The 22,624-nt window shown below is 38.8% G+C and carries 21 protein-coding genes, 2 tRNA genes and 1 other annotated feature; all 23 genes read right to left on the reverse strand.

Annotated elements, in window-relative coordinates; translation table 11 throughout:
* Positions 1-262: 262 nt before the first annotated feature.
* The 23 genes from tig to sdhA all read right to left on the reverse strand — a co-directional run bounded on the left by tig (position 263) and on the right by sdhA (position 22,620).
* Complete coding sequence (gene tig / locus ACE199_RS06295; protein ID WP_375349025.1) at positions 263-1,555, reverse strand: trigger factor; 1,293 nt, start codon at positions 1,553-1,555, stop codon at positions 263-265.
* 181 nt (positions 1,556-1,736) lie between these two features.
* Positions 1,737-2,753, reverse strand: a complete 1,017-nt coding sequence (locus ACE199_RS06300) for a tetratricopeptide repeat protein (protein ID WP_375349026.1) — start codon at positions 2,751-2,753, stop codon at positions 1,737-1,739.
* A gap of 136 nt (positions 2,754-2,889) precedes the next feature.
* Positions 2,890-3,489, reverse strand: coding sequence for a 3-isopropylmalate dehydratase small subunit (gene leuD / locus ACE199_RS06305; RefSeq protein ID WP_252286924.1), 600 nt, complete (start codon positions 3,487-3,489; stop codon positions 2,890-2,892).
* A 29-nt stretch (positions 3,490-3,518) separates the two neighbouring features.
* A complete protein-coding gene (leuC, locus tag ACE199_RS06310) occupies positions 3,519-4,931 on the reverse strand; it encodes a 3-isopropylmalate dehydratase large subunit (protein WP_375349028.1) in 1,413 nt (470 codons plus the stop codon).
* Between the two features lie 213 nt (positions 4,932-5,144).
* Complete coding sequence (gene leuB / locus ACE199_RS06315) at positions 5,145-6,257, reverse strand: 3-isopropylmalate dehydrogenase (RefSeq protein WP_252286926.1); 1,113 nt, start codon at positions 6,255-6,257, stop codon at positions 5,145-5,147.
* Positions 6,258-6,472: 215 nt separating this feature from the next.
* On the reverse strand, positions 6,473-8,005 hold the full coding sequence (locus ACE199_RS06320; RefSeq protein WP_252291075.1) for a 2-isopropylmalate synthase: 1,533 nt from the start codon (positions 8,003-8,005) through the stop codon (positions 6,473-6,475).
* Complete coding sequence (gene ilvC / locus ACE199_RS06325; protein WP_375349030.1) at positions 7,992-9,020, reverse strand: ketol-acid reductoisomerase; 1,029 nt, start codon at positions 9,018-9,020, stop codon at positions 7,992-7,994. Before ilvC ends, ACE199_RS06320 begins: the two co-directional genes overlap by 14 nt.
* Positions 9,021-9,089: 69 nt before the next feature.
* Positions 9,090-9,611, reverse strand: coding sequence for an acetolactate synthase small subunit (gene ilvN / locus ACE199_RS06330; RefSeq protein ID WP_127761555.1), 522 nt, complete (start codon positions 9,609-9,611; stop codon positions 9,090-9,092).
* 2 nt (positions 9,612-9,613) lie between these two features.
* On the reverse strand, positions 9,614-11,326 hold the full coding sequence (gene ilvB, locus ACE199_RS06335; RefSeq protein ID WP_375349031.1) for an acetolactate synthase large subunit: 1,713 nt from the start codon (positions 11,324-11,326) through the stop codon (positions 9,614-9,616).
* Between the two features lie 102 nt (positions 11,327-11,428).
* Positions 11,429-11,673, reverse strand: a binding site (T-box leader).
* 392 nt (positions 11,674-12,065) lie between these two features.
* Positions 12,066-12,341 carry a GNAT family N-acetyltransferase gene (locus tag ACE199_RS06340; RefSeq protein ID WP_375349032.1) on the reverse strand — a complete coding sequence of 92 codons (276 nt, stop codon included), beginning with the start codon at positions 12,339-12,341 and terminating at the stop codon, positions 12,066-12,068.
* A 79-nt stretch (positions 12,342-12,420) separates the two neighbouring features.
* Positions 12,421-13,686, reverse strand: coding sequence for an FtsW/RodA/SpoVE family cell cycle protein (locus tag ACE199_RS06345; RefSeq protein ID WP_375349033.1), 1,266 nt, complete (start codon positions 13,684-13,686; stop codon positions 12,421-12,423).
* 5 nt (positions 13,687-13,691) lie between these two features.
* Positions 13,692-14,099 (reverse strand): PadR family transcriptional regulator, encoded by a 408-nt coding sequence (locus ACE199_RS06350; protein ID WP_375349034.1) that lies wholly within the window; start codon positions 14,097-14,099, stop codon positions 13,692-13,694.
* Positions 14,089-14,631 (reverse strand): sigma-70 family RNA polymerase sigma factor, encoded by a 543-nt coding sequence (locus ACE199_RS06355; protein WP_375349035.1) that lies wholly within the window; start codon positions 14,629-14,631, stop codon positions 14,089-14,091. The genes ACE199_RS06350 and ACE199_RS06355 overlap by 11 nt, the downstream gene beginning before the upstream one ends.
* Positions 14,632-14,863: 232 nt before the next feature.
* Positions 14,864-14,937: transfer RNA gene (locus ACE199_RS06360), tRNA-Arg, on the reverse strand.
* Positions 14,938-15,104: 167 nt separating this feature from the next.
* Positions 15,105-15,178, reverse strand: a tRNA-Arg gene (locus ACE199_RS06365).
* 48 nt (positions 15,179-15,226) lie between these two features.
* Positions 15,227-15,739: a metallophosphoesterase family protein gene (locus tag ACE199_RS06370; RefSeq protein ID WP_375349036.1), complete on the reverse strand. Its 513-nt coding sequence runs from the start codon at positions 15,737-15,739 to the stop codon at positions 15,227-15,229.
* Between the two features lies 1 nt (position 15,740).
* The gene (locus ACE199_RS06375; protein ID WP_375349037.1) at positions 15,741-16,349 is read right to left on the reverse strand and encodes an XTP/dITP diphosphatase; all 609 of its coding nucleotides are present in this window, start codon (positions 16,347-16,349) and stop codon (positions 15,741-15,743) included.
* Positions 16,350-16,584: 235 nt separating this feature from the next.
* Positions 16,585-17,661, reverse strand: coding sequence for a GerMN domain-containing protein (locus tag ACE199_RS06380; RefSeq protein WP_375349038.1), 1,077 nt, complete (start codon positions 17,659-17,661; stop codon positions 16,585-16,587).
* 149 nt (positions 17,662-17,810) lie between these two features.
* Complete coding sequence (gene racE, locus ACE199_RS06385; protein WP_127761561.1) at positions 17,811-18,611, reverse strand: glutamate racemase; 801 nt, start codon at positions 18,609-18,611, stop codon at positions 17,811-17,813.
* Positions 18,612-19,082: 471 nt separating this feature from the next.
* Positions 19,083-19,307, reverse strand: coding sequence for a helix-turn-helix domain-containing protein (locus ACE199_RS06390; protein ID WP_028392149.1), 225 nt, complete (start codon positions 19,305-19,307; stop codon positions 19,083-19,085).
* Positions 19,308-19,433: 126 nt separating this feature from the next.
* Complete coding sequence (locus ACE199_RS06395; protein ID WP_375349039.1) at positions 19,434-19,895, reverse strand: acyl-CoA thioesterase; 462 nt, start codon at positions 19,893-19,895, stop codon at positions 19,434-19,436.
* Positions 19,896-20,088: 193 nt separating this feature from the next.
* Positions 20,089-20,850, reverse strand: coding sequence for a succinate dehydrogenase iron-sulfur subunit (gene sdhB, locus ACE199_RS06400; protein ID WP_375349040.1), 762 nt, complete (start codon positions 20,848-20,850; stop codon positions 20,089-20,091).
* A gap of 18 nt (positions 20,851-20,868) precedes the next feature.
* Positions 20,869-22,620, reverse strand: coding sequence for a succinate dehydrogenase flavoprotein subunit (sdhA, locus tag ACE199_RS06405; protein WP_375349041.1), 1,752 nt, complete (start codon positions 22,618-22,620; stop codon positions 20,869-20,871).
* Positions 22,621-22,624 lie beyond the last annotated feature (4 nt).

Genomic DNA, 22,624 nt, shown 5'->3' on the forward strand with positions numbered 1-22,624 from the left:
TAGGTTGTCCGATACACAAAGCACTGCTCTTTTTACTATGTATGTTACTTTCTTTAGTATGCCCTAACTTACCAATTTTAAAAAAAAGGATTTACTGTATAAATATGTATATGTGTTATTAGAATTAATCTACACTGAATTCTAAAAAAAAGCAATCAAGAAGTGTTCTATAAATGATAAAAAATCAAGATATGTATAAAACAAGGCACGAAATGCTCGCGCCTTGTTTCTTTAAGAAAACTATATTTTTTTAAAGTTGCTATTATTTAGCTTCAACTGTTTTGCTGTTTTCAACTAAGAAATCAATAGCTTTTTTAATTTGTAGATCGCCTTTAATCGCATCTAAGTTACCAAGAGCTTTTTTGATTGCGTCTACTTCCATATTGTACATTGAAGCCATTTTAGCTAATTCAGCTTCTACGTCTTCTTCTGTCGCTTCAAGTTTCTCAGCTTCAGCAATTGCTTCAAGCACTAAGCTTGTGCGAACTTGACCTTCTGCTTCTTCTTTCATTTGGCCTTTTAACGCTGCTTCGTCTTGACCAGAGAATTGGAAGTACAATTCTAAGTTCAATCCTTGTTGTTGTAAGCGTCCAGCAAAATCTTGCATCATGCGGTCTACTTCGTTAGACACCATTACTTCAGGAAGATCGATTTGAGCACCTTCAACCGCTTGACCAATTACAGCATTTTGGATGAAGTGTTCTTCTTCATGCTTTTTGTCATGCTCTAATTTACCTTTTGTTTTTTCTTTAAGTTCTGCAATAGTTTCTACTTCATCATCAATATCTTTTGCGAATTCATCATCTAATTCAGGAAGTTGTTTCGCTTTGATTTCGTGAACTTTTACTTTGAATACAGCAGGTTTACCAGCAAGCTCTGCAGCGTGGTATTCTTCTGGGAATGTTACTTCAACGTCTTTCTCAGCACCTGCTTCAAGACCGATTAGTTGATCTTCGAATCCTGGGATGAAAGAGTTAGAACCAAGCTCTAAAGAATAGTTTTCACCTTTTCCACCCTCGAATGCTTCACCATCAACGAATCCTTCGAAGTCAATTACAACTGTATCACCTGCAACTGCTGCGCCTTCTTCTTTCACAACTAGCTCAGCTTGACGCTCTTGTTGCTTTTTCAATTCAGCTTCTACATCTTCATCTGTAACTGTTGTATCAAACTTTTCTACTTCAAGTCCTTTATAGTTACCTAATTTCACTTCAGGTTTTACTGTTACAGTAGCTGTGAAAATAAGGTTTTCACCTTTTTCCATTTTCTCGATGTCGATTTCTGGACGATCTACAGGTGAAATTCCTGCTTCTTCGACAGCATTTGCATAAGCTTCTGGAAGAATTTCGTCAAGAGCATCTTGGTATAAAGATTCTACACCGAATTTCTTTTCAAATAATGGACGAGGCATTTTCCCTTTACGGAAGCCAGGTACGTTTACTTGTTTTACTACTTTTTTGAACGCTTTGTCTAAACCAGCGTTTACTGTTGCTACGTCTACTTCAACCGTTAAAACTCCAACGTTTCCTTCTTGCTTTTCCCATTTAACAGACATGTGTTTCCCTCCAAAAATCTATATACGTCAAGAATAAGCATGGATGAATCTGCTTTGCAATTCTTAACAAGTCATCCCTTAAATATACCCAAATCATTTGGATATTCCCGTTTTTTTGTACGAGCGTATAGTACAACCACTACATTATACCACAGCTTCCTCTTCTTTCAACAGCAATAGGTTAAATAATGGGATAAGAAATTCCTTCAATTTCTTTTATGTAGTCCAAACATTCTCTTACAACTTGTTCTTCTGTTTCATAAATAAGAGCAGCTCGCTCACAAAAGTCTTGTCCTGTCATATATTGTTCTGCTAAAGCGTGGTAAGCTGCTGCAATGGTCGCACCATCTTGCTCAAGTTCAAATGGATATAACAAGAAGCAGTGCCTTTCTAGCAAACTATGGACCATTTCCAGCAAGCTCGGATTTCTTTGTGCCAATTTTTGTTCTGCCAAATCCCATACTTTTTTAAAAAAAGGATACTCTTTCAAATTCGGTAAATGAGCTGGAATCAAAGAAGAGACTTGTGAAAACTTCCTTACTTCCACGGTTTGTGTATAGTCCTGCTCTTTTAATATATTCAACAGCATCGTTTTAAAAAAAGGATGATTCGCTTCCTCTTGCATAAATTGTTGAATATCATCGATAAACGGACGCACATTCATCTGTGAAAGCATATTAATTGTATTAAGCAATTGTTGTTCATTTTTCCCATTAAACAAAGGCTCTTCTTGAAGCTGTTGCTGTAATTGACTTTCATTCTGCTCCGCTTCTATCTCTCTTTCTTCTAATGTCCGTTTACTGAAGGAAAGCATCTGCTCAAACTGTTCCATTTTATCAAATGGGATTTGATGTTCTTGAAACAATAGCTCAATCATCTCCACAATATCCTCATGCTCCCCTAATTGCACAAGCACCATCAAGTACATATTCGTAATTTGAAAATAATCACCAATTCCTTGATGCAACAACTCCTTACATAATTGTTTAGCTGCTTTATAATCTTGAAGCTCGACTAACGAGACGAGCAATCCTACATTTCCTTCAGCGTGTTCCTGATCTAATTCCCTCGCTTGGCTAAATAATTCGGCTGCCTGCTTATACTGTTTATTTTCTAGCGCCTCCGTCCCCTTCATAACTAAGCGATGATGTAAATTAGGAAACAGGACCACATTATTTCCATCTTTTTTCTCATTCATTAACCATTCCGCCTCACCGTTCATTTTTGAACATCAGTGTAGCATGGAATGAAACGATTTTCAAAAAAAATCCCGTATAGCTCAAAGAAATCGAGACCATACAGGATAGAATTTCCCGCTCAATGTCTCTTCTAAATTAAATAGAAGAGATTGGCATTTTTTGTTGCTCATAGCTTTTAATTTGTTCTTCGTATTGCTCAGTAATGGAAATTTCATCCCACCCATTAATAAGCATTTCCTTCCAGTATGGATGGAATTCAAATTCAGCTTCAAACCCTGATTGATCAAAAAGCTTTTGGTTTGGAAGGTCAATAGTTAATTCATAGCCAGGTTCTACACCTTTTTTCATTAATTCAGCCACTTGCTCTTCCGTTAAAACAATCGGAACAATCCCATTCTTCATGCAATTGTTTCTAAAAATATCAGCAAAAGAAGGAGCAATTACAATATTAAAACCATAATCAAGTAAAGCCCATGGTGCATGCTCACGAGAAGAGCCGCAACCGAAGTTTTCGCCTGCAATTAAAATAGACGCACCTTTATTTTGCTCTTGATTTAGTTCAAAATCTGCACGATCATTTCCTTCTTCATCAAAACGCCAGTTAAAGAATAAAAATTGACCAAATCCGCTACGCTCAATTCGTTTTAAAAATTGCTTTGGAATAATTTGATCTGTATCTACATTTTTACGGTCCATAACCGCTGCTTTTCCTGTAAAAACCTTAATCGGTTCCATCTTCGGCACCTCCATTTATATATTAATGTTTAATGAGCTCCTACAGTTGGAGCTTCCCATGTTCTAATATCAACAAACTTTCCAGTAATAGCTGCTGCTACAGCCATCGCAGGGCTAACTAAGTGCGTACGTGCTCCTGCTCCTTGACGACCTTCAAAATTCCGGTTGGAAGTAGAAGCACAATGCTCTCCAGCTGGTACCCCGTCTGGATTCATACCTAAGCACATACTGCAGCCAGAATCACGCCATTCAAAGCCAGCTGCTTTGAAAATCTGATCTAACCCTTCTTCTTCAGCCTGTTTTTTCACATTTTGTGAACCAGGTACAACCATAGCACGAACACCTTGATGAACTTGTTGACCTTCAAGCATAGACGCAGCTTGGCGTAAATCCTCAATACGAGAGTTTGTGCATGAGCCGATAAACACATGCTGTACTTCGATATCTGTAATTGCTTGACCTTCTTTAAGCCCCATATATTGAAGTGCATTTTTCAACTCTACAGGATCAAACGTGCCATCTGATTCACTCGGAATCATTGCATCTACACCGCTTGCCATTCCAGGGTTTGTCCCCCAGCTAACCATCGGTGGAATAGCGCTGCCATCTAACACAATTTCGCGGTCATATACAGCATCTTCATCACTAGCTAATGACTTCCAATCTTCTACCGCACGATCAAATTCTTCGCCTTTTGGTGCATATTTTCTGCCTTTCATGTAAGAGAACGTTGTGTCATCAGGAGCTACTAAACCAGCTCTTGCTCCGCCTTCAATCGACATATTACATACCGTCATTCTCTCTTCCATCGACATATTCTCGAATACTTCGCCACAATACTCGATAATATAACCTGTTCCAAAATCTACACCAAATTTAGAAATAATGTATAAAATAACATCCTTTGCATTAACACCTTTACCTAACTGACCATTTACTTCAAGCTTTAACGTCTTTGGCTTTGTTTGCCATAATGTTTGTGTCGCTAATACGTGCTCTACTTCACTCGTTCCAATTCCAAATGCAATCGAACCGAATGCGCCGTGAGTAGACGTATGGCTATCACCACATACGATGGTCATACCAGGTTGTGTAAGACCTAATTCTGGTCCAATAACGTGAACAATCCCTTGTTCAGGGCTGTCCAAATCCGCTAGACGAATCCCAAACTCTTTACAATTTTCTTCAAGAGCAGACAATTGCTTTTGAGCAATTTCATCTTGAATGAAATAACGATTAATTGTTGGAACATTGTGATCCATCGTCGCAAATGTACGATCCGGTCTTCTTACTTTACGCCCCTTTAATCTAAGCCCTTCAAAGGCTTGTGGCGATGTTACTTCATGAATAAATTGTAGGTCGATATATAATAAATCTGGTTTATTCTCCTCAGCTGCTACAATGTGACGCTCCCATATTTTTTCAATAATGGACTTTCCCATCTTGTTCCACCTCAATCATTTTAGATTCTTTAAGAAAAGCACAAGCGTTGGAGAGCTAGAAGATGAAGTCAATTTTCAACTTAATCGACTGAGCAAACTGCAACTCGACAGGCTATGCGCTTCCACTGAACACCGAAACATCTCAAAATCTTTATACTTCTTAATCTTTTAAAAAACACGACCTACTGAAAAGGCCGTGTCTAAAAACAGCTGTTATACACGTGCTCCTGTAACGTTAGAAGTCGCCTCTTGGTCTAACAGAACTGTTTTAATTTCAGCAACCATTTCACTCGTCGATAATTTCGTTGATTGCTCATCTGCAATATCACCTGTTCTAAAACCTTTTTCAAGCACTGCTTCAACCGCTTGTTCCACCGCAGTTGCTTCAGCTTCTAAACCAAATGATAAACGTAAAAGCGATGCGGCAGATAAGATTGTCGCAATCGGATTCGCTAAATTCTGCCCTGCAATATCAGGAGCTGAACCATGAATTGGTTCATACAGATTTGGTCCATTTGTTGAAATAGAAGCCGATGGAAGCATTCCTAGCGATCCAGTAAGAACGGATGCTTCATCACTTAAAATGTCGCCGAATAAGTTTTCTGTTACGACAACATCAAATTGTTTTGGGTTACGAATAAGTTGCATCGCTGCATTGTCCACAAGCATATGCTCTAACGTTACATCTGGATATTCTTTCGCAATTTCCTCAGCTGTTTCACGCCACATTCTGCTTGATTCTAATACATTCGCTTTATCAACCGATGTTACTTTCTTTGTTCTATTGCTAGCTAATTCAAAAGCTAGTTTAATAATGCGGTGCATTTCTTCTTTTGTATAGAAAAGCGTATCGACTACAGCATCTTTACCTTCTCGTGTCACTCGTTCACTTGGTTTCCCAAAGTATAGGCCGCCCGTTAATTCACGAACGATAACAAAATCGGCACCTTCAATTAATTCTTTTTTAAGAGGAGAAGCTTCCGATAAACTCGAATAATAGCTGATTGGTCGAAGATTCGCATATAGATTAAGCTCTTTACGAATTTTTAATAGACCGCGTTCTGGGCGGATATCGACAGGATGGTTATCCCATTTCGGTCCACCAACTGCCCCTAATAATACAGCGTCACTTTTCCGGCAAATTTCGACTGTTTCATCTGGTAGAGGTGATCCTGTATTATCTATCGCTCCGCCACCAATTTCACCGTATTGAAATTCGAATTCGTGTCCAAATTTTTGAGCAACAACTTCGAGTATTTCTACAGCTCCTTTTGTTACTTCTTTTCCAATGCCATCGCCTGGCAACACAGCTATATTCCCTTTCATCGAAAACTCCCCTTCCTAAAACCATTGAAATATTTCTTCCATTGAATAGGCAAGCACCCGTACATAATGAAGGGCGCTTGCGCTTTGTTTATCTTGTTCAGCTGCACCGGCTAGCTCGCTGTGCAGAAGATAATTGCCCCTAAAAGGCAAAGAACGCCTTTTGGTTCAATTCCTATCTGCTTTGCGAGCCGAACGAGCCGGTTCCGCTTTTCTTATTAATTCGGTACTTTTTCTTCTAATTCTTTCATAATAATCACACGATTCACCGCGTTTAAATATGCTTTAGCAGACGCTTCTAATACGTCCTGATCTAAACCGCGGCCACTTGTTTCAACACCTTGGTAGTTCATCTTTACATATACTTGTGCTAACGCATCCATACCACCGCCAACGGATTGAATTCGATAATCTTCTAACTCAATTTCGCCGCCTAGGCATCTTTCAAGTGTATTATAAAGAGCTTCAACACTACCGGCTCCCGTTGCAGCTTCTTGGATTGTTTCTTCCTCACCTTTTTTCAAGGTAACCGTAGCTGTTGGAATTTGATTTGTGCCGTGTGAAATTTGCATAGATACTAAATCATAAGCGATGCTGGCCGTTGCTTTTTCCTCTAAAACAAGAGCAACTAAGTCTTCATCTGTCATTTGTTTCTTCTTATCCGCTAGCTCTTTGAATTGAACGAATAGACGATTCATTTCTTCTTCACTTACTTGGAAGTTCAACTCTTGTAATCGCTCTTTAAAAGCATGTCGACCAGAGTGTTTACCTAAAACAAGCGAGTTCGAGGACACACCAACAAGTTCTGGAGAAATGATTTCATATGTTGTTTTTTCCTTCAAGACACCATCTTGATGAATACCAGATTCATGTGCATAAGCATTTGCACCGATGACTGCCTTATTCGGCGGAACCGTCATTGCTGTTAAACGGCTTACTAAATCACTCGTTCTTTTAATTTCATTAAGCGTTAAACGCGTTTGTGCTTGATAATAGTCTTGGCGGATACGAAGCGCAACAGCTACTTCTTCAAGAGCTGCGTTACCAGCACGTTCACCAATTCCATTAATCGTACCTTCTACTTGTGTTGCGCCGCCTTCAATTGCCGCTAGAGAGTTGGCTGTCGCCATTCCTAGATCGTCATGGCAGTGAGAAGATAGGCTCACTTTATCAATAGAAGGAACATGTTCACATAAGTAACGGAAAATGTTACCATATTCAACCGGTGTTGCATAACCTACTGTATCTGGAATATTAATAACTTTTGCACCCGCTTGGATTACCGCTTCAACAATTTCAGCTAAATAATCTAACTCTGTGCGGCTCGCATCTTCAGCTGACCATTGCACGATTGGGAAACGTTCTGAAGCGTATTTAACCATCGCTACAGCTCGCTCAACGACTTGTTCTTTTGTCATTTTCAACTTGTACTCGCGATGGATTGGGGAAGTCGCGATGAATGTATGCAAACGAGGTTGTGCTCCATCCTTTAAAGCATCCCAAGCAGCGTCAATATCGCCTTTGACCGCACGCGCCAGCCCTGTAACAGAGCTGTTTTTAATGCGGCGCGCGATCTCTTGAACGGAATTAAAGTCACCTTTGGAAGCGGCTGGAAAGCCCGCCTCCATAATGTCTACACCTAAACGTTCAAGTTGATAAGCGATCTCGATTTTTTCCGAAAAATTCAAATTGACACCGGCTGACTGTTCGCCATCACGTAATGTTGTGTCAAAAATATTAATTTTTCGCAACAGCTACCACTTCTTTCTCCTGTTGTTGTGGTTTAACAAATGGCATCATTTTACGTAGTTCACGACCTACTACTTCGATTGGATGTTCGTTCTCTTGACGGTTGATTGCATTGAATACTGGACGGTTAGCTTGGTTTTCTAAGATCCAACCTTTTGCAAATTCACCATCTTGGATATCTTTTAATACAGCTTTCATCGCTTGTTTAGAAGCTTCTGTTACAACGCGTGGTCCAGAAACGAAGTCTCCCCATTGTGCTGTATCAGAGATTGAGTAACGCATGTTTTCCATTCCGCCTTCATACATAAGGTCGATGATTAATTTTAATTCATGTAAACATTCGAAGTAAGCAACTTCTGGTTGGTACCCAGCTTCTGTTAATGTTTCGAAACCAGCTTTTACAAGAGAAGTTAAGCCACCGCAAAGAACTGCTTGCTCTCCGAATAAATCTGTTTCTGTTTCTTCTTTAAATGTTGTTTCAAGACCACCTGCACGTAAAGAACCGATGCCGCGAGCATAAGCAAGTGCTAATTCTTTCGCTGTACCTGTTACGTCTTGGTAGATTGCGAATAGAGCTGGAACACCTGCGCCTTCAGTGTATGTACGGCGTACAAGATGTCCTGGACCTTTTGGTGCTACTAATAATACGTCTACGTCAGCTGGTGGAACGATTTGGCTGAAGTGAACATTGAATCCGTGTGCGAACATTAGAGCTTTACCAGCAGTTAGAGCAGGTTGGATTTCTTCTTGGTATACTTTTGGTTGAGTTTCATCTGGAAGCAAGTTCATGATTACGTCTGCTTGCTCAGCTGCTTCTTTAACTGAAAATACTTCGAAACCATCTTCTTTTGCTTTTTCAGCAGATTTTCCTGGACGGATTCCGATAATTACGTCTACACCGCTCTCGCGAAGGTTTTGTGCATGCGCGTGTCCTTGTGAACCGTAACCAACGACCGCTACTTTTTTACCATTGAAGAAATTTTCGTTTGCCTCTGCGTTATAATATACTTTTGCCATAATTAATACATCTCCCTTTTCTTTTCTAAAGTTAGTTTTTTAGTTGATTTATTTATTAAATTTATTAAATTAAACAATCGTTTGGGCCTTGCTGCTTTTGCTATTGGCTAACTGCATTCCGCGTGGGAAAGCAGCAGTTCCTGTTCGAGCTAACTCTTTGATGCCGTATGGCTTAATTAGTTCAATAAAAGCTTCAATCTTATCAGACTCACCTGTAATTTGAACCGTTAAGCTATCTTTACTTACATCAATAACAGAAGCACGGAAAGGTTCAATAACAGCATATATTTCAGCTCGCGTTTGACTTGTCACTTGAACTTTAATCAGTGCCAATTCGCGCGCAACGATTGCTTGATTACTAATATCATTTACTTTTAATACATCGATTTGTTTATGAAGCTGTTTTGTCATTTGTTCGATAACTGTTTCATCATCTACTTGAACAACGACGGTGATTCTTGAAATCCCTTCTTGCTCAGAAGAACCAACCGTGATGCTTTCAATGTTGTAATTTCTTTTTGTAAACAGGTTCGTAATCCGATTAAGAACTCCTGGCCTATTGTTTACAGTAAGAGTAAGAATTCCTTTCATGATTACACTCCTTCCATTTCATGGAGAGCTTTTCCTGCTGCTACCATCGGATACACATTTTCTTCTGGTTTGACACGGAAATCGATTAATACAGGGCCATCGATTGCCAACGCTTCCTCAATGCGCGCACTTGCTTCTTCTTCCGTACTTACTGAAAAGCCAGGAATACCATAAGCATCCGCTAATTTTACAAAATCAGGCTGTGATTGGAATACACTTTGTGAATAACGCTTCTCGTAGAAAAGCTCTTGCCATTGTCTAACCATTCCTAAAACTCCATTATTAAGAATGATGATTTTGACTGGTAAGTTTCTTTCCGCGATTACGCCTAATTCTTGACTGCACATTTGGAAACCACCATCACCTGAAATGGAAAGCACGGTAGCCTCAGGATTGGCAAGCTGTGCACCAAGTGCTGCAGGTAAACCAAAGCCCATTGTGCCAAGTCCGCCGGAAGTAACCCATGAATTCGGTTTATTAAAGCGATAGTATTGCGCTGCCCACATTTGATGTTGACCGACATCCGTTGTAACGATAGCTTCTCCATTTGTTTTTTCATGAAGAAGTTCAATCACTCGTTGCGGCATTAAATATTCATCAGATGATGTATAGCGCAATGGGAATTCTTTATTCCACTTAACAAGTTGATTCATCCACTCAGTAATTTCAGGTTTTTTACCATTTTGAGCAATTAACTCTGCCAATGCTTCTTTTGCATCACCAACAACTGGGATTTTTGTTGGAACGTTTTTCCCAATTTCAGCTGGGTCAATATCAATATGAGCAACGGTCGCATTCGGTGCAAAGTCTGAAAGTCTACCTGTTAAGCGATCGTCAAATCGAGCGCCGATATTGACGAGTAAATCACATTCTGATAAAGCCATATTAGCTGCATAACATCCGTGCATGCCGGCAAGCCCGACGTATTGTGCATGATTTGCCGGGAATCCGCCAAGTCCAAGTAAAGTATGAACAATTGGAAGACCTTGTTGTTCTGCATATTCTAATAATTGATCAGCTGCTTTCGAATGAAGAACACCCGCTCCTGCAAGAATGACCGGCTTTTTAGCACCGCTCACAGCCTCAACTAACTTGCGAATTTGCAAATAATTCGGTTTCGTTGTTGGCTGATAACCTGGAAGATCCATTTCAGGGTCTAAGTGTGAAATCGCTTCTCCAATTGCCATATCTTTCGGAATATCAATTAATACAGGACCTGGACGACCAGTTGATGCGATATAAAAAGCTTCTTTAATAATCCGTGGAAAATCTTTAGGATCTCTCACTTGATAATTATGTTTGGTAATCGGAGTCGTAATTCCAAGAATATCTGCCTCTTGGAACGCATCTGAACCAATTAATCCAGTAGCCACTTGCCCTGTAAAAACAACTAACGGTAAAGAGTCAATCATAGCATCCGCTAAACCTGTTACAATATTCGTTGCACCAGGCCCTGATGTTACGATTACTACTCCCGGTTTGCCTGTAATTCTTGCATACCCTTCCGCTGCATGAATGGCGCCTTGCTCATGCCTTGTTAAAACATGGAACAAACCTGAATTATATAGTTTATCGTAAATTGGTAATGCGGCACCGCCAGGATAGCCGAAAATAACATCTACATTTTCCCTTTTCAATGCTTCTGTTAAAAATTCAGCACCAGTGTACTTTACTTGCTCACTCTTCCTGCCAGCTGCTACAGTCTTCTGCGTCATACGAATAGTCCCCTCCATTTTCCTTTTAAATATTTTGATATTTCAGCTATTTCTGAATATAAAAAAGCCTCTTCCATCCCAATTCGCTTGCATATAGCAAACCAAAGGGGTGAAAGAGGCTATTTGGCCTATCCACGGTACCACCCTTTTTCGTACAAAACTTTCTGTACGCACTTTCTTGTTTTGATAACGGGTGCTGGTTTTGCACCCGTTCAGTTCTACTAGTTGACCGTTCAAACTGAAACTCCAAGGTGAGTTCATCTCTCGGGACAATACCGGCTCTCAGCAAATACCGGCTCTCTGTGACTGTCTAACGAAGGACTACTTATCCTCTTCAATGTTTTACACATAATTTATATTTTCAAAGTTTTTTTAAAATTTGTTATGTTGTATTTGTCGTAATAATACGCTGATTTTAAGAAGGAGTCAACAGGTTTTTTAAGAATTGTTTGATAATTCTAATTCATTACTTTTTTGTATACGCTTACATCGGCGTTATTATCTTATTCTCCTACAAAAATTTTATTTTATAAAAAAAAACTAATTAAAAAATGCGATTCTTAGTACATAAACAATTTATTCCATATTATTTTTCAACCAGCTCACCAACTACTAATTTATTATTTTTTTGGAATAAAATTACCAAAACATTCAGAACAACATATGTCTTTGTTCAAAGAGCCCCTAAAAAAACTGAGAGCGAAACAGATTGAACTGTTTCACTCTCAGTTTTTCGCCGTTATTTAGCAATTATATCTTGATATTCTTTATTTTTTTCAAACTCTCTTACAACAAAGGAACATTCTGGCACAATCTTAAGATTTTCTTGACGAGCAAATTCAACAACTTTTTCAACGAGTTGGTTACCAATTTTTTGTCCACGCAGCTTCTCAGAAACGTATGTATGATCCACTGTAATTTGCTTATCTCCTGAATGCACATACGTAATCTCCGCTAATTTCTCACCCTCTGTTTCAATAAAAAAGCGATTTTCGCCATGCTCAATATTTGCCATGTTCTTCCCTCCTATTTTTCTAAAACATGGAAATATCATACATCATTTAAGTCGACAATTCAAATAACGGAATCCGTTTTCAACGTTCAGCCAGCAGAATTAAATCTTTTTTGCGATAGACACTTAAGACAACACCCATCATAAACGAGTTGACAATCATATAAGCTGTTCCATAACTAACAAAAGGGAGAGCTACACTAACAGCTGGAACTACACCAAATGACATCCCGATATTTAGTACAATTTGAATGAGAAAAGCCCCTACACTACCTGTAACTAATAATCTACCGAAGGAATCTTTAACTTTTGTTAGCACGATGATCATCCTTGCCAATAGAAGTAAAAGAATCACGATAAGAAAGAGCCCGAATAACCAGCCTAATCTATACGTAAGAGCAAGAAATACAAAGTCAGAAAAAGGTTCTGCTAAACCAGGCGGCTCTGAAGTGCCAAACCATCCCGCATTTTCTCTTACACCTTTGGCTAATACATAGTAATATCCTTCTGATAACGAATATTGTTCAGGATGAAGAAATCCTTTCAACCTTGCTAACTGATACTCTTTCATCGAAAATATGGCTGTAACCATCACTCCTATGACTCCTACCATATAAGCGGCACTAGCCAGAGCAACCTTTTTGCGCTCTAAATGACTGTTCCAAACCATCCCCCAAACCATAACCGAATAAATTACACTAATCACAAAACTAGCTGTATTAAGAAACAAACCGAGAGAAACAATGTAAAGAATACTAACATAATAAATATTGATTTTCTTATTAGCTAGCAATCCTGCCCACCCTAATAAAAATAAGGGCAGCGTAATCATCATATCTGATGCTATAATCCCTGGTATATGTAAATAAGTTCTTCCATTAACCAAAACACCAGACCATTGTGCATATAAAATGACTGCACAGCCTAATCCGAAAAATAGCCAGCCGTATTTTTTCCATTTTGTATAATCAAACAACAACGTAATGACAACGATGCCTATCCCAATCACAACGCTTGCTAACTTTTGAAAAAGCGAAAGATGTGTTTCTTCCGTCATTAGCACGAAAAAGGGCAAAATACCAATAGCGATTACCGAAATAAATAACGTAATTAAGCTCCAATCTATTTTCGGCCGATGTAATTGATTCAACTTTTGTCCGAGGATCATCGGACTTCCCATATTAGCCACCGCTTGTTTTTCAGCTTCTTCTTCCCCATAACCATTCTTGATAAAATCGGACTTCGATTGCTTCAGATGCGCTTCTAGTTCACGCGTAACAAAGCGTTTCGCCTCTTTTGAACGGATATAACTTTTTACTTCTTCCAAAAACTTTTCTTGTCTAGCCACTTTTATCACCTCTCAAAAATCGCTTTTGTCGTATAAATCTGATTGACCCGTTTTAATTCTTGCTTCTTCAAAAATTTACGACCTCGATTTGTCAATCTATACACTTTGGATTGTTCTTCTTCCCAATAAGATTCCAACCATCCTTTCTGTTCCAATTCATGCAATGTCGTATATAAATCCCCCTCATTTCTGGTAAATCTTTTAATGCCTCTACTGCACAGAACTCCCATAAGTTCATATCCCGTTTTTTCTTTTTGTAATACTTGAAGAATAGCAAGCATCACTGTTTGATCATCGTCTACCTCTTTTGCTAACATTTCATGCACGCCATTCTTCTGTGTTTCTGTAAATTTCACTTCAGAAAATACATGCTTGTTCATCGCATTTTTTAAACGACTCAATTTATCTTCCATTTTCAAATCCCTCCAGCCTTGTTTTAAGGATTTCTTTCGCTTTTCGTAACCTCGTCTTAATAGTTCCTTGTTTAATGCCTGTCATCTCGGCTATTTCCTTAATCGTTAGCTCTTGAAAATAGTATAAATAAATCGCTTCTCGATAAATAATAGGCAAGTCCATCACTGATTCGGCTAATGCTTGATCGTCATCTCGCCGGATAATTTCTCGCTCCACACTATCATTCGAAGCGACGATTAAATTCTCTGATATCGTATCCACATTACGATGATACCAACTTTTTAAATAATCTTTACAATGATTAATTGCAATTTTCCACAACCATGTTCGTAACCCTGCCTGCTTCTTATATGTAGGGAGTGCCCGATAACACTTCACAAAAATTTCTTGTGTTAAGTCTTCTGCCAAAGAATATTCTTTCACATAGGAATAGACAAGCTGTAAAATATCTTGCCCGTACTTCTCCATAATTTCATCGAGCAATACAGCGCCTTCACCCGCTTGTAATCGCTCAACCACTAACTCATCCAACCCTCTCACCCTTTCTATAATAATTGACGATTCATTGCTATAAATAGTTTGCATTTTTTTGAGCAAAAGGCTAATTAATCAGCTTGTTGATTAAACATCAACAACAGTATGTAACAAAAAAGGAATCTAAAAAATCGTTGTAAAATGATTTTTCAGATTCCCTTCTTATTCAAAAACAAAAATAAAAAAACTGATACACAGAAGCGTATCAGCTTTTTTCATGACTAGCTAGCGTCCCAGGAGAGATTCGAACTCCCGACCGACGGCTTAGAAGGCCGTTGCTCTATCCTGCTGAGCTACTGGGACATAATAAATTTCCTTTAAGACATTTATTATTATATTTCTATCTTTATAGAAAGTCAACCTTTTTTCAAAAAATAATTTAAAGAAATACCCTATTCAATCATCATTCACACATCAAATAAAAAAGCTAATATACGACCGTATATCAGCGCTTTCTCATGACTAACTAGCGTCCCAGGAGAGATTCGAACTCCCGACCGACGGCTTAGAAGGCCGTTGCTCTATCCTGCTGAGCTACTGGGACATATAGGATAGACAGGAAGAAATACCTGCCTATTCATTATATCTAATTTTAGCTGATTTGATAAGTATTATTTAATTCTTCAACTACTTTTCCTTTAATATCATAAAAAGTCACGTTCACTTGCTTATCTATAATATCGAGGATTGCATATGTCTTCTCCTTGCGGCCGCGCGGTTGACGAATGCTGCCAGGATTAAGATATAACCTGCCATCAATTAATTCAGAGCCAGCTGCATGCGAATGACCAAAGCAAATAATCTTCGCATCTGCTTCCTCACTTCTATAGGAAATACTAAGAAGCGTCATTTTCACATTATATAAATGTCCATGCGTCACCAAAAACCTTTGACCTGCTATTTCTTCGACAATATCATTTGGATATGTCATATCGCGGTCACAATTACCACGCACCGCTGTCCATTCCATCATAAGCGGGTCTTCCTTCATAAGTTCAGAATCGCCACAGTGAATCATCGATCCTACTTCATGTTTATGTCGTTCTGTGATTATACTAATTTCATCTGTTAAGCCATGACTGTCACTCATAACAAGCACTTTCATCTTACTTTCCTTCTTCCTTTAAAAATGCATCTAACTTATCTTCAAGTGCTTTTAAAGCAGTAGCACGATGGCTAATTTTATTTTTTTCTTCTTTTGTCAGTTCGGCTGTTGTTTTTCCTAATTCCTCTACAAGAAAAATTGGATCATAACCAAAACCGTTGTCACCTACAGGCTGTTCTGTAATAATTCCTTCAATTGTTCCCGATACCGTAATCGTTTCTTGATTCGGGGAAGCGACCGCTAGAGCACAATAAAATCTCGCTGTCCTCTTTTCTGTTGGTACACCTATCAATTCATGCAACACTTTGTTTGTGTTCGCTTCATCATTTTTTTCTTCTCCCGCATAACGCGCAGAATAAACACCTGGGCGTCCATCTAATGCATCAACGATTAATCCAGAATCATCAGCAACAACGACTTGATTATATTCTTTGGCAATGGCCTCTGCTTTTAAAATAGCATTCTCCTCAAACGTTGTCCCTGTTTCTTCTACATCAGGAGAATGAGGCACATCAAGAAGCGTTTTCACTTTATATCCTTTTGCTTGAAACAAACTTTCGAACTCTTTCGCTTTTCCTTCATTTTTCGTAGCAATAATAACCGTCTTCACAAGAGGCATCTCCTTTTATTTAAGCTCTGTTAAATAGCTTGATTGATTTTAGGCTCATTTAACCTTTCAGAAAGGCTGAAGGGCGTGTAAAACCGAGGTTGCACACGAATGAGGCAAAAATCGTATGACAAAGCCTGATTTAACTATATACTATGTATAACCACAGTCTAACACAAATGGCTCGATTGGATAAAAAAATAAAGAGGCAGCGTATCGCTAACCTCCATTTTCAATATTAGAAGCTTCCTGTATTCACTTGATCCGGACGAACGACTGGCTCTGATAACTTTTTCCCTTCTTCATTGACTACGTCCGCTTTGCCATTCACCTGTATTTCTACACTTTCGATTCCTTTTTGTTCAGTTAAAGATAAAACAAGTGCATTTAACAAAGATTGTGACACTTTCTTCTCCTTCTCTTTAAAGCTATTTAAAATAGACTCATTAAAATTCAACGTCACTTTGCCATCCTCAAGAACCGGCTTATCAACCAAAGCGATATCTGGAACAAATTCAGTTTGAAGCTTAGACGACATCGCCGGTCCCTTCGCTAATTCGGAAATAGCAGCCGTAATATTATCTTCCGTATTTTCACTTACTCGACGTGTAACCGGGACATAGTAATAATTGCCTGGTTCTCCCCCTACATAATAAACGATTAATGCTTTTGTATTCGTAATATCAACAACATCACTTGTATCTAGATTAATCCCTGACGCACGTGATAATTCTTCATGAATCGGTGTGCCTCCTACGGGCATTTCTGTTAATTCCTCACCGTTTAAGCGCAACTGCACTTTCTCAATGGATTCGAATTGAGTCAGTGTCCAAGTAATAGCTTGTAAAATCTTTAACTCATCTTCTTTTTGGTAATTTTTAAACTCTTTTGAGAAGTCGGCAATGGCGACACCGTCTTTAATATCTACATCTACCTGTGTATCCGCAGGGAGAACCGCTCGGAAACCATTTGGCAGCATATCTGTCACAGGGCCTTTCTCGACTAAATATTCCAAAGCCTGTTTTGCTGCTCCTTCAGATTTCGGTAGTTCAATCGTTTGCGGGACAACGTAACCATCTTTATCAATTAAATAAAGCTCCCTCTTAATTGTATTCTTAACTGCTTCTTCTTTTCCTTCCCCGCTTTGACTATTACCATTCGTCTCCTCAAGAGCCGGCTGCTCATCTACTAAGGAAACATCTGTAGGAGGATCAATTTGTTTTTTCTCTTCCCCACCAAATAAGCCGCAGCCAGCAAGCCAAACAGAAGAGGCTAAAAGCGTTGTCACTACTGTTATTTTTCTTATTTTGGACATAAAATCACTCCTAGGACAGTTTGTACTACTATTTATACGAGCCCTCTAAGATTTTAGACCTTTTATTGAAAGAAGCGGGGGTAAATTATATAGTCCATAATATAGGAATCTTATAGAAAAACTAAAAAAAAGACCTCCAAATGGAAGTCCTATAAAGAATCAATTTTAATGGTTTCAACCGTTTCAATATCACGATTAAGCCATTTAGAAGCAATTTCACTAAAGATATCTTTAGATCCTGTCGTGAAAAAACGATGGATAGGACGCACTTTACTTCGATTCATTAATCGATAGTAGTCCAAGATTACACTTGCTTCACGGGCCGTTTCATCCCCTGAGGAAATTACCTGTACACGACCTCCCATATAGCGGGAAATAACTGGACCAAGCAATGGATAATGTGTACAACCAAGAATTAACGTATCAATCTTTGTTTTCTTTAAAGGCTTTAATGTTTCTGCGACAACCCTGTCCACAATCTCTCCCTCAAACTCACCGCTTTCAACGATTGGAACAAATTTTGGACAGGCTAAACTTGTCACTTTCACATGATCATTAATAGAAGCAAGCGCTTCATCATACGCATGACTTTTTACCGTTCCAATCGTGCCGATTACACCAATATGTAACGTATCGGATACTTTGATTGCTGCCCTTGCTCCAGGATGAATAACCCCTAGCACAGGAATTGCCAGTTCTGCTCGAATATCCTCTAAAACAGCAGCTGTCGCTGTATTACAAGCAATAATTAGCATTTTAATATCGTGTTTTAATAGAAAACGGGTCATTTGCCACGTGAATTTTTTTACATCTTCTTTCGATCTTGGTCCATAGGGACATCTAGCCGTATCTCCTAAATAGATAATCTGTTCGTTAGGAAGCTGTCGCATAATTTCTTTTACAACCGTCAACCCACCGACTCCTGAATCTATAATTCCAATTGATTTCAAAAAACTCGCCTCATTCTTCCTTCATTTCATGGTGCAACTTTGTTAAAGTAGCTTTCAAAGAAGCGTTGTCTATATTACTAAAGAAAGTAGCATGTCAATCAAGCAACAAATTACTTCATAACTCTAGCTTCTTATCCGCTTCCTGAAACCTTATCATACTCCCATTTTGGATGAAAGTGAATGAGATTTCAACCATTGGTTAGAAAAACACGACTTATCTCCCCTCTTTATAAAAATCAATATCTTTTTATACTACAACCTTTTAACTGTTAAAATATAAGACGTGTGAAACCAAGGTTTCACACGCAACAATCCTAGAATCAGCAGCGTCCTAATATTATATAGTTATAGGACAAAAATAGAGCAGCAACATAGGTGTTGAACAATGAATTGTTTAACATTTCCTTTGATGCTGCTCACAATGGGAGAGAAGTTTCTATATGAATATTTACATAGAATGCAGTCAAAACATTAAAGCTTAAGCTCTCCCATACGAAGGAGTTCTATAACCGCTTGTGAACGCCCCTTAACTCCAAGCTTTTGCATCGCATTAGAAATATGATTTCGAACTGTTTTCTCGCTTATAAACAATTCACCTGCGATTTCTTTTGTTGTTTTGTCCTGTACTAGTAACTCAAATACTTCCTTTTCTCTTTTGGTGAGTAGTGGCTTATGAGTGAATTCGTTCTCCTTCAATTAATGTAACCCTCCTTGCCTTCACCAGCATAAAACCCGGAGTGGGTGTCTATTTAGTCACGATATAGTATGTCGATAAAGGTGAGGGAGTGACTCTTTTGCTTATATAATTTAAATTTTCTTTTCTTACTCTACTTCTTGAAATTGTCCCAATACCGCTTTCACTTCTTCAGCCCAAGGAAGGGATTTCCCAGTAGCTTTCGAAATTTGAACAATTGCTCCCCTGCCTGTATAGCAAACTGAGCCGTCTTCTCTTGTAATCATATAATGAAGATCCACAGACGAAGTACCGATTTTGGCTGCCTTAACGTGCACATATAAGTGTTCATCAAAAAACACTTGTTGAAGATAATCACATTGCAAATCAGCTACAACAATGATGGCATCATCGTTTGCCTCTAACCATTTTTGCATCAAACCTAGATGCTTGAAATACTCCATTCTTGCTTCCTCAAAATACGTGAATGTAACCGTATTATTTAGATGACCGAACATATCTGTTTCCGAAAAACGAACCTTTACCTCTTGCTTAAAAGAAAAACTAGCTTGCCACTGTTCAAAATTTTCAATATATGAGATTCTACTCAAAATGCTGCCTCCTCTTGTTCAATGAATGGTTATTCATTCATTTTAAAGCAAAATGTATATAATTGAAAGATTTTTACATAATATCCCTCAATTCATTAAATAGTCTCACACACCTTTCAATCATAGAACTAGAATGAAAATAATCAAAAAAAGAACCTATATCATAAGATACAGGTTCTTTTCATACTATTTATTAAACTTGATCGCTTCCGAAGAAGTTACGGAATGATTGGATTGTAGTATCACGGTTAAGAGCTGCAATCGAAGTTGTTAATGGAATACCTTTTGGACAAGACTGCACACAGTTTTGTGAGTTACCGCAGTTAGCAAGTCCTCCATCTGTCATGATTGCATTTAAACGTTCTGCTCTGTTCATCGCACCAGTTGGATGAGCGTTGAATAAACGAACTTGTGATAATGGTTGTGGTCCAATAAAGTTTGAGCTGTCATTCACATTTGGACATGCTTCTAGACATACACCACAAGTCATACATTTAGATAATTCGTAAGCCCATTGACGTTTACGCTCTGGCATACGAGGACCTGGTCCAAGATTGTACGTTCCATCGATTGGAATCCAAGCTTTTACTTTTTTCAAGTTGTCGAACATGCGGCTACGGTCAACTTGAAGGTCACGAACAACTGGGAATGTACGCATTGGAGCAAGACGAACAGGTTGTTCTAATTGATCAACAAGTGCTGTACATGATTGTCTTGGTTTTCCATTGATAACCATTGAACAAGCACCACAAACTTCTTCCAAACAGTTCATATCCCAAGCGATTGGTGTTGTTTGCTTACCACTTTTTGTTACAGGATTACGACGAATTTCCATTAATGCTGAAATTACGTTCATATTAGGACGATACGGTAATTCGAATTCCTCATCATAAGGAGCTGAATCTGGTGTATCTTGACGAGTGATGATAAAACGTACAGTTTTAGTTTCAGACATTTGGTGTTCTCTCCCTTCTTAATGTGTAGTTGTGTAGTCGCGTTTACGAGGTGGAACTAGCGACACATCGATATCTTCATAATGGAATGCTGGCGCTTGATCTAGACCTTTGAACGTAGCCATTGTTGTTTTCATGAAGTTCTCATCATCACGCTCTGGGAAATCTGGTTTGTAATGAGCTCCACGGCTTTCGTTACGGTTCAAGGCACCAATTGTCATAACACGAGCTAATTGGAACATGTTTTGTAATTGTCTAGTAAATGCAGCACCTTGGTTGCTCCATTTAGCAGTATCGTTAATGTTGATGTTTTTATAGCGTTCCATCAACTCAAGAATTTTGTTATCTGTTTCTTTCAATTTATCATTGTAACGAACAACCGTCATGTTATTCGTCATCCATTCTCCAAGCTCTTTATGAAGAACATAAGCATTTTCTGTACCGTCTAATGACATGACGCTATTCCATTTCTCTTGCTCTTGTTTTACATAACCGTCAAACAATGAAGAAGGAAGTGCGTCCGTTGTTTTCTCTAAACCATCGATATATTTAACTGCATTTGGTCCAGCTACAGATCCACCATAGATAGCAGATAAAAGAGAGTTAGCTCCTAGACGGTTCGCACCGTGTTGAGAGTAATCACACTCACCAGCAGCAAATAGACCTTTGATATTCGTCATTTGGTCATAATCTACCCATAGTCCACCCATTGAATAGTGAACCGCAGGGAAAATTTTCATTGGAAGTTTACGTGGATCTTCACCCATGAATTTCTCGTAAATTTCAATGATACCACCAAGTTTAATATCAAGTTCTTTTGGATCTTTATGTGAAAGATCAAGGTAAACCATGTTTTCCCCATTGATACCTAGCTTATCGTTTACACATACGTCGAAGATTTCGCGAGTTGCGATATCACGAGGTACTAAGTTTCCGTATGCTGGGTATCTTTCTTCTAAGAAGTACCAAGGTTTTCCGTCTTTATATGTCCATACTCGTCCACCTTCACCACGAGCAGATTCACTCATTAGGCGAAGTTTGTCATCACCAGGAATCGCTGTTGGGTGAATTTGAATGAACTCACCGTTCGCATAGTTAACACCTTGCTGATATACGATAGATGCTGCTGAACCTGTGTTGATCATGGAGTTTGTAGATTTACCAAAGATAATTCCTGGTCCACCGCTCGCCATAATAACAGCATCAGCAGGGAATGCTTTAATTTCCATAGAAGCTAAGTTTTGAGCAACAACTCCGCGTGCTGTTTGTTGTTCATCGATTACTGCTCCAAGGAATTCCCAGCCCTCATACTTCGTTACAAGACCTTCTACTTCATAACGACGTACTTGCTCGTCCATCGCATAAAGTAATTGTTGACCTGTTGTTGCGCCAGCAAATGCTGTACGGCTATGTTGTGTTCCACCAAAACGACGGAAGTCAAGTAAACCTTCTGCTGTACGGTTAAACATAACACCCATACGGTCAAACATATTGATAATTCCTGGTGCTGCTTCACACATCGCTTTTACTGGTGGTTGGTTCGCTAAGAAGTCCCCACCGTATACTGTATCATCAAAGTGGATCCATGGAGAATCCCCTTCACCTTTTGTATTAACTGCTCCATTAATACCGCCTTGGGCACATACAGAGTGAGAGCGTTTTACAGGAACTAGTGAGAATAACTCAACCTGTTTCCCCATCTCTGCCGCTTTAATCGTAGCCATTAAACCTGCTAGTCCGCCACCGACGATAGCTATTTTACCTTTACCCAATCTT

The sequence above is a fragment of the Peribacillus sp. Hz7 genome (assembly GCF_042136355.1).
GTDB classification, from domain to species: domain Bacteria; phylum Bacillota; class Bacilli; order Bacillales; family DSM-1321; genus Peribacillus; species Peribacillus asahii_A.